This window comes from Kitasatospora sp. NPDC059646, assembly GCF_042734615.1.
GTDB lineage: Bacteria > Actinomycetota > Actinomycetes > Streptomycetales > Streptomycetaceae > Kitasatospora.
This window is the reverse complement of sequence record NZ_JBHWDS010000103.1, coordinates 1-7,220: the sequence shown is the minus strand read 5'-3', so window position 1 is coordinate 7,220 and position 7,220 is coordinate 1. Positions and strand designations below refer to the sequence as shown.

Below are 7,220 nucleotides of genomic sequence, written 5' to 3'. Positions count from 1 at the left end.
CCTCCCGGTCGGTGGTGGCATCGTCCGCGAAGCGACGGTCACCGGTCGCGTCGGGCACGTACTTCACACAGACAACGATCCTCAAGCTCACGGCCTGCTCTCCTGTTACTGGTCCGATCCGGCGGCTGCGGCTGCGTCCGCGCACCGAGCGTTCTCGGCAACGCGCGGGGTCCGCGGTCCGGGCGGCGCGCGCCGGTGCCCACTCCGGAACTCCCCGGCAGCATACTCACGAGTAGCCCAGCCGTCACTACTCGCCAGTAGCTTACGCTGCCCGCAGGTCCGGCCGGGCACCGTGCCACCGCCTTGGCCCATCCTGCCCCAGGCCGACCCCACTGCCACCTGACCCGGCGACAGATCGCCTGTGAGATTGAACGCGCGAGCCCCCCGTTCGGATCCCGCCGGGCCCGCTAGACCGCCTCGCCGAGCGCCGCGATCACGTCCGCCCGGCGCGGCTGGCCGGCCGCCCGGCGCACCACCCGGCCGTCGGCGTCCAGCACCAGCACGGTCGGGGTGCGCAGGATCTCCAGCCGCCGCACCAGTTCCAGCTGCGACTCGGCGTCCACCTCGACGTGCGCCACGCCCTGCACCATCCCCGCCACCTCGGCGAGGGTGCGGCGGGTCGCCCGGCAGGGCTGACAGAAGGAGGTGGAGAACTGCACCAGCGTCGCCCGCTCGCCCAGCGGCGCACCGAGCTCCGCACCGGTGAGCCGCACCGCCCCGTCCTTGCCGCGCATCCGCAGCCTCCCGTCCCGCACCTTGCGCACCGCGCCGAACCCGCCGGCCACCGCCAGCACTCCCAGGCACACGATCAGTCCGATCACCGCTCCAGTGTGACAAACCCGCCCCTGGGCCCGGGCTCCCCGTCCCGGTAGCATCGGCGCCGTGGACGCCCGCACCCCGCACCCGACGCCCCGGCTGACCTGCCGCCGGGTGATCGACCTGTGCCGGGCCGGCGCCACCCGCTGTCGCTGACCGCCCGTCCCCGACGCCCCGTCAGCCCACAGCACCCCTTTCCCGGAGCCCCTCCGTGCAGATCGACCCGCGCGGGCCGCGTTTCGCCGCCGCGCTCACCTCCGCCGTCCTCGCCGCCTCCCTGATCACCGACAGTGGCGTGCTGCTCGCCGCCCAGGCCGTCGTCTTCGCCCTCGGCGTCGCCGGCCGCTCCCCGTACGCCCTGCTGTTCCGCGCCCTGGTCCGGCCCCGGCTCGGGCCGCCCGCCGAACTCGAGGACGCCCGCCCGCCGCGCTTCGCCCAGGGCGTCGGCCTCGCCTTCGCGCTGCTCGGCCTGGTCGGGCACCTCACCGGCGCCGCCTGGCTCGCCCTCGCCGCCACCGGCCTGGCCCTCGCCGCCGCCTTCCTGAACGCCGCCTTCGACTACTGCCTCGGCTGCGAGTTCTACCTCCTGCTGCACCGGGCCCGCCCCCGCCCGGGCACCTGACGCCCGGGCCGCCACGGCCGTCTCCCACCCTCCGGCGGGCCGCCCGCCCGGGCCCCGCCGGGGCGCGGGCGTGACAGACCGTGCCCGTTCGGGGGATCATCGGTGGGAAACACCCGTGGCCGCCGCGGCGTGCCGCGACCGTCGGCCCTGCCACCACGCCCCGGGTTCCACCGGACCGGGCACCATACCCGTGGAAGTAGGACTGACCGTGGCAGAGTTCGTGTACCCGCCGGTGATCCGCGCCGCGCTCACCGCATTCAAAGCGCTGGACCTGCGGATCTCCATCGTCGGGGCCGAGCACGTCCCCGCCACCGGCGGCGCCGTCCTGGTCAGCAACCACATCAGCTACCTGGACTTCATCTTCGCCGGCTTCGGCGCGTACCGGGTCGGCCGCCGCAAGACCCGCTTCATGGCCAAGGACGACGTGTTCCGGCACAAGATCTCCGGCCCGCTGATGCGCGGCATGAAGCACATCCCGGTCGACCGCACCGACGGCCAGCCCGCGTACGAGGCCGCGGTCAAGGCGCTGCGCGAGGGCGAGGTGGTCGGCGTCTTCCCCGAGGCGACCATCAGCCGCTCGTTCATGCTGAAGAAGTTCAAGACCGGCGCCGCCCGGATGGCCGCCGACTCCGGCACTCCGCTGCTGCCCGTCATCCTCTGGGGCACCCAGCAGCTGTGGACCAAGGGCCGCCCGAAGACCCTGACGAAGCGTCACGTCCCGGTCACCATCATGATCGGCGAGCCGATCCACCTCACCGAGGCCGACAAGCCCGTCATGGTCACCCGCCGCCTGCGCGCCGCCATGACCGAGATGCTCGAACGCGCCCAGCGCGACTACCCCGCCAAGCCCGCCGGCCCCGAGGACGCCTGGTGGCTCCCCGCCCATCTCGGCGGCACCGCCCCCACCCCGGAGCAGGCCGAGGCCGAGGACGAGGCGGAGGCCGCCGCCAAGGCCGAGCGTCGCACCGCCCGCTGACCCCTCCCGCCCGCTGCCCGGTCCGGTCTCCGGCCCGGGCAGCGGCGTGTCCGCCGCCCGTCCGGGGGCGTCGGCCTCAGCCGCCGAACCAGCCCGCCGCGTCCAGCCGGAAGCCGGACGGACCGGTCAACCGGGCGATGCCGTCCTCGAGTTCGCGCAGTCGCCGCTCCCCGAGCTCCACCGCCCAGCGTCCGCGGATCCGGTCGAACACCGCCGCCGACCGGGCCAGCAGGTCCACACCGTGCGGGGTCAGCCGCACCACTTTGCGCCGTGCGTCGCCCGGGTCGTCGACCCGGGCCGCGTAGCCGAGCGCCTCCAGCCGGTCGACGGTCTTCCCGGCGGCCTGCTTGGACACCCCCAGCCGGCGGCCGATCTCGGTCGCCGTCGCCCCGTCCGCCCCGATGGCCTGCAGCGCGAAGCCGTGCGCGGGCCGCGCGTCGGGGTGCCCCTGCCGGGCGAGTTCGGCGTGCAACTCGTCGATGATCGTGCGGAATCCCGCGAACAGCAGCAGCGGGAGCTCGAAGCCGTTGCGCTGATCGACAACCTGGTTTACGTTTTGGTCAACCACGTTGTCCATTCTAGGACGCGCAGCCGCGGCACGCCCCGGCCGCCCCGGCACGCCTCCCGCCACCCGAAAGGGACCGCCATGTCCGGCACCACCAGCACCGCCCCGCACTTCCCCGACCTCACCCCCGACACCGCCCCGCCGGCCGCCCGCCGCTCCCTCGAACAGGTCACCCGCCACCTCGGCTACCTCCCGAGCGCCGCCGCCCGCCTCGCCCACTCACCCCAACTCCTCGACGGCTTCCTGAAGTTGACCGCGCTCTTCGACACCACCGACCTCGACCCGCTGGTCCGCGAAACCGTCGTCCTGACCATCGCCACCCGCAACGGCTGCCACCTCTGCGTCGCCATGCACACCGCCCAGCTCACCCGACTCGCCGCCGAACCCGAACTGATCGCCGCCCTGCGGGCCCAACAGCCCCTGCCCGACGCCCGCCTGGAGTCCGTCCGCCGCTTCGTCCACTCCGCCCTCGACCACACCGGCGCCGTCCCCGACAGCGACCTCGCCGACCTGCTCTCCCACGGCTTCACCCCCCGCAACGCCCTGGAGATCGTCCTCGGCATCGGCGCCTACACCCTCTCCACCTTCGCCAACCGCCTCACCGACGCCCCCGTCGACCCCCGACTCGCCCCCTACGCCTGACCCTCCGCCGCAGGCCGGTACGCTCCCCCGGTGACCGACCGCGGCCTCGCCCTCCCCGCACTCCGGCACCAACTGGTGACCGCGGTCCTCACCCTGGCCGCGCCCGGCCTCCAGGACGCCGGCTTCGACCCCGCCCCCCACCTGGCCACCCTCCTCACCGACGCCTGCGACGCCACCGCCCCCACCCCCTGGCTCGGCCACACCCTCCGCACCCCCGAGGAAGCCGCCCGCACCGCCGACCTCGGCGCCGCCGTCCAGGCCCACCTCGCCGCCCTCCCGCCGGACCCCACCCCGGGCGACCACCTCCGCTCCCCCACCTGGCACCCCGTCACCACCGCGGCCGCCCAGCTCGCCCGGCTGCTGATCCACAACGACCACCACGCCTGCTGAGACCGTCCGGACGTGGGCCCGGCCGCACAGGTCAGGTCGGTCCGCGGCAGCCCGCCGGCGGCGAGGCAGGCGTTCACGGCCCCCGATGCCGACGAATCCGACGCCAATCACAGGCCTCCGGACGGACGGACCGACCCGCATCCTGTCGCACCGTCAGGATGCCTCCGCCGACCGACCCTGGCCGCCGACACGCCCTCCCGCCTCAGGACTCCACCGCCACCCCGCCCACGAGCAGACCTGACACACCGCCGACCGCAGCGGACACGACCGCCACCCGAACCGGCCACAGCGCCTCGCCGGTGCGACGGCTCCGGCAGCAACGGCATCCCCGTACTCCCCGCACCGCCAGGAGACGCGCCACCACCTGGCCGCCCTGGCCGTCGGCACCACTCCGCAGCCTCAGAACGCCACCACCACCCTGACCACGAGCGGATCCCCGGGGCCCCCGCCTCACCACACGCGCGCCGAACACCGCAGCGAACGCGCCCACCTCCGAACCGGCCACAGCACCTCGGCGTTACGACGAACCCGGCAGCAGCAGCTCCCCCGCACCCGCCGCACCGTCAGGAGAGGACGCGCCGCCAGCCGACCCTGGCCGCCGGCACCACTTCGCAGCCCGGGAACACCAACGCCCTGACCGCTAGCAACCCCTGACGCACCGCCGACCGCAACGGACACGCCCGGCCACCCGCCCTGGCCGCCGACACGCCCTCCCGCCTCAGGACTCCACCGCCACCCCGCTCACGAGCAGACCTGACGCGCCGTCGCCCGCACCGCCCGCGACACCACCGGCCCCAGCACCTCGCCGGTGCGACGGCTCCGGCAGCAACGACAAGCCTCTTGCGGCGGGCACCCTCCAGGCCTGCCGCGCCGTCAGAATCCGCTCGCCCTCCCTGCCCCTGGCCTCCGACACACCACGCTGCCTCAGAACTCCATCACCATCCCGACCGCGCCCGCCCCCTGACGCATCGCCGACCGCAGCACCCGCACCGGGCCGGCGAACAGCTCTGCGGCCGCCACGTCACCGCCGTTGCCCATCACCGACAGCCACGCGTCCGCCCGCCGCTCCGCGCTCTCCGCCGGCGCACCCAACAGCGCCTCCACAGCCGGGAGCCACGCCCGGACCCCCGCCGCGTCGAGCACGAACTCTCCACCCCAGCCCGGCAGTTGCTGCACCGCCTCCGGGCCCAGCGCGAACGCCAACGCGTCGAACGGGTACGCCTTCGACGCGCCGACCATCCAGCGCTCTTCCTCCGCGCACCCCTCCAACCGGCCCAGCAGCGACCACCGCAGCTCGTCCTCGCCCCCGCCGCGCCAGCCGTCGAACACCGCCGCCAGCGCGACCGCATCCGCACCGCGCCACGCCCCGCCGCCCGGCAGCCGACCCAACCACTCCGTCCCCGCCACGAGCCGCTCCCGCCACCAGGCCAGGTCCCCGGTCGCGGACTCCGGCCGCTCCGCCCACGCGCCGACGCCCGCCGCCACCTCGTCGGGCACCACCCCGAGGACCCAGTACCCGTGAAATCCCACGCCTGCCCCCACAAAGAAGAAAGGGCCCCGACCGCCAACCGGCCGGGGCCCCGCACCCATCCGCTCTCAGCGACCCGGGCCGTCGGCCTGGCCCTCGCCGGGCAGGGTGTCCGGCAGCACGAAGTTCGGGTTCTCGATCAGCCCGACCACCAGCCCGGACGGCTCCACCACCGTCGCCACCCGGATCCCGCCGCCGACCTCCTGCACCTCGTCACGGACCGTCGCCCCGGCCGCCACCACCCACTTCACCGCCGCATCGACGTCCCTGACGCCCCAGTACGTCACCGGCCCCACCGCCGGATCGCCGTTCGGGTCGAGCGACAGCTCGTAACCCCCGACGTTGAACCCGACGTAGAACGGCTCGTCGAAGTACGGCTCGATGCCCAGCACCGACGACCACCACGTCTTCGCGGCGGCCAGGTCCGGCGCCGGATAGATCACTGTCCGAAGACCCAGGAACACGTCAACGCCCTTCCGCAGCATCCTTGTTCTTCCGACCGCGAGCGTAGAGGCCGGCTACGACAACGCCGCCCCACCACGCCGGGCCTCACCCCAGCTGCGGCAGCACCTCCGCCGCCACCCACTCCATCGCCGGCTCCAACTGCTCCCCCGCCACCGGCAACCACAGCGTGCAGTCCGTCAGTCCCGCCTCGGCCAACTCCCCCAACTCGGCCACCACGCTCCCCGCCGTCGCCACCGCCCCTCCCAACGGCCGACCCGGCGCCTCCACCACCGCTTCGATCCCTGGCGGCGTGAGGAACACCGCTGCCCCGAACGCGAACCGCTCCGTCTCCACCGACTCCCCCACCCGGTGCCGGACCCGTGACACCTCCGCCGCATCCACCCCCGTCCCGTACCAGCCGTCCCCGAACCGCACCGCCCGCCGCAACGCCGCGTCGCTGTGTCCGCCCACCCACACCGGCGGCCCGCCCGCGGTCACCGGCGCAACCCCCAACCGCGCCCCGTGCACACTCGTGAACCGCCCGTCGAACTCCGCCGGCCGCGCCGACCACAACGCCCGCGCCGCCCCCAGGTGATCATCCGTCCGCGCGCCCCGCTCCCGCACCGGCACCCCCGCCGCCGCGAACTCCTCCGGGTTCCACCCCGTCCCGACCCCGAGGATCAGCCGCCCGCCCGACAGCACGTCCAGGGTTGCCGCCTGATTCGCCATCACCACCGGCCGGTAGTACGGCACGACCAGCACCGAGGTCAGCAACCGCACCCGCGACGTCGCCCCCGCCACCGCCGCCAACAGCACCAGCGGATCGGCGTCCAGCCCGAACCCGCTCTCCAACACCCGGTTCCCGACCGCCACATGATCGAACCCCAACCGCTCCGCCGCCTGCGCCGCCCGAAGCACCCCCCGACCGTCCCCCGCCGGCCACCGCGGCTGAAGCGAAACCCCGACACGCAACCCGGACATGGCAGCACGCCCCTCCGTAGACCACCCGACGCCATGCCCCAACCGCGCGCCCGCGCCCCTTTCATCCCCGCAGGTCACGGCCGTACTGTCTTGCCGCCGGCCGAAAAGGCCCGGAAACGCGAGAAAGCCCCCCGCCGTGAGGCGGAGGGCTTTCCCTGAATGATTGTTCGGCGGCGTCCTACTCTCCCACAGGGTCCCCCCTGCAGTACCATCGGCGCTGTGAGGCTTAGCTTCCGGGTTCGGAATGTAACCGGGC

General features: G+C 74.4%; 9 protein-coding genes, 1 rRNA gene and 1 pseudogene. 4 read left to right on the top strand and 7 right to left on the bottom strand.

Going from position 1 to position 7,220, the window contains the following annotated elements; genetic code table 11:
- Together ACFV1L_RS36180 and ACFV1L_RS36175 are read right to left on the bottom strand one after the other, a co-directional pair.
- Positions 1 to 91, bottom strand: a pseudogene (locus ACFV1L_RS36180) (electron transfer flavoprotein subunit beta); the annotation flags it as partial.
- Positions 92 to 407: 316 nt separating this feature from the next.
- Complete coding sequence (locus ACFV1L_RS36175) at positions 408 to 821, bottom strand: TlpA family protein disulfide reductase (RefSeq protein WP_380374511.1); 414 nt, start codon at positions 819 to 821, stop codon at positions 408 to 410.
- 206 nt (positions 822 to 1,027) lie between these two features.
- Here ACFV1L_RS36175 and ACFV1L_RS36170 point away from each other — a divergent pair, with 206 nt between their 5' ends.
- Together ACFV1L_RS36170 and ACFV1L_RS36165 are read left to right on the top strand one after the other, a co-directional pair.
- Positions 1,028 to 1,438, top strand: coding sequence for a DUF4395 domain-containing protein (locus ACFV1L_RS36170; protein ID WP_380374509.1), 411 nt, complete (start codon positions 1,028 to 1,030; stop codon positions 1,436 to 1,438).
- Positions 1,439 to 1,646: 208 nt separating this feature from the next.
- A complete protein-coding gene (locus ACFV1L_RS36165) occupies positions 1,647 to 2,414 on the top strand; it encodes a lysophospholipid acyltransferase family protein (RefSeq protein ID WP_380374507.1) in 768 nt (255 codons plus the stop codon).
- A gap of 76 nt (positions 2,415 to 2,490) precedes the next feature.
- On the opposite strand, the gene ACFV1L_RS36160 is transcribed toward ACFV1L_RS36165, so the two are convergent.
- Entirely contained in the window at positions 2,491 to 2,991 is a 501-nt protein-coding gene (locus tag ACFV1L_RS36160) for a MarR family winged helix-turn-helix transcriptional regulator (RefSeq protein WP_380374505.1), read from the bottom strand.
- Between the two features lie 69 nt (positions 2,992 to 3,060).
- Here ACFV1L_RS36160 and ACFV1L_RS36155 point away from each other — a divergent pair, with 69 nt between their 5' ends.
- On the top strand, positions 3,061 to 3,621 hold the full coding sequence (locus ACFV1L_RS36155; protein ID WP_380374503.1) for a carboxymuconolactone decarboxylase family protein: 561 nt from the start codon (positions 3,061 to 3,063) through the stop codon (positions 3,619 to 3,621).
- 30 nt (positions 3,622 to 3,651) lie between these two features.
- A complete protein-coding gene (locus tag ACFV1L_RS36150; protein WP_380374501.1) occupies positions 3,652 to 4,011 on the top strand; it encodes a hypothetical protein in 360 nt (119 codons plus the stop codon).
- Between the two features lie 924 nt (positions 4,012 to 4,935).
- Here the strand turns inward: ACFV1L_RS36150 and ACFV1L_RS36145 are convergent.
- From ACFV1L_RS36145 to rrf, 4 genes are all read right to left on the bottom strand, one after another.
- Positions 4,936 to 5,541: a hypothetical protein gene (locus ACFV1L_RS36145; RefSeq protein WP_380374499.1), complete on the bottom strand. Its 606-nt coding sequence runs from the start codon at positions 5,539 to 5,541 to the stop codon at positions 4,936 to 4,938.
- Positions 5,542 to 5,607: 66 nt separating this feature from the next.
- Complete coding sequence (locus tag ACFV1L_RS36140) at positions 5,608 to 5,982, bottom strand: VOC family protein (protein ID WP_380374497.1); 375 nt, start codon at positions 5,980 to 5,982, stop codon at positions 5,608 to 5,610.
- A 106-nt stretch (positions 5,983 to 6,088) separates the two neighbouring features.
- Positions 6,089 to 6,964: a TIGR03619 family F420-dependent LLM class oxidoreductase gene (locus ACFV1L_RS36135; RefSeq protein WP_380374514.1), complete on the bottom strand. Its 876-nt coding sequence runs from the start codon at positions 6,962 to 6,964 to the stop codon at positions 6,089 to 6,091.
- A gap of 165 nt (positions 6,965 to 7,129) precedes the next feature.
- Positions 7,130 to 7,220: ribosomal RNA gene (gene rrf / locus ACFV1L_RS36130) — 5S ribosomal RNA — on the bottom strand; the annotation flags it as partial.

Coding starts and splice junctions, on each gene's coding strand:
- ACFV1L_RS36160 (WP_380374505.1), bottom strand. CDS start 2,991: ATGGACAACGTGGTTGACCAAAACGTAAACCAGGTTGTCGATCAGCGC.
- ACFV1L_RS36155 (WP_380374503.1), top strand. CDS start 3,061: ATGTCCGGCACCACCAGCACCGCCCCGCACTTCCCCGACCTCACCCCC.
- ACFV1L_RS36135 (WP_380374514.1), bottom strand. CDS start 6,964: ATGTCCGGGTTGCGTGTCGGGGTTTCGCTTCAGCCGCGGTGGCCGGCG.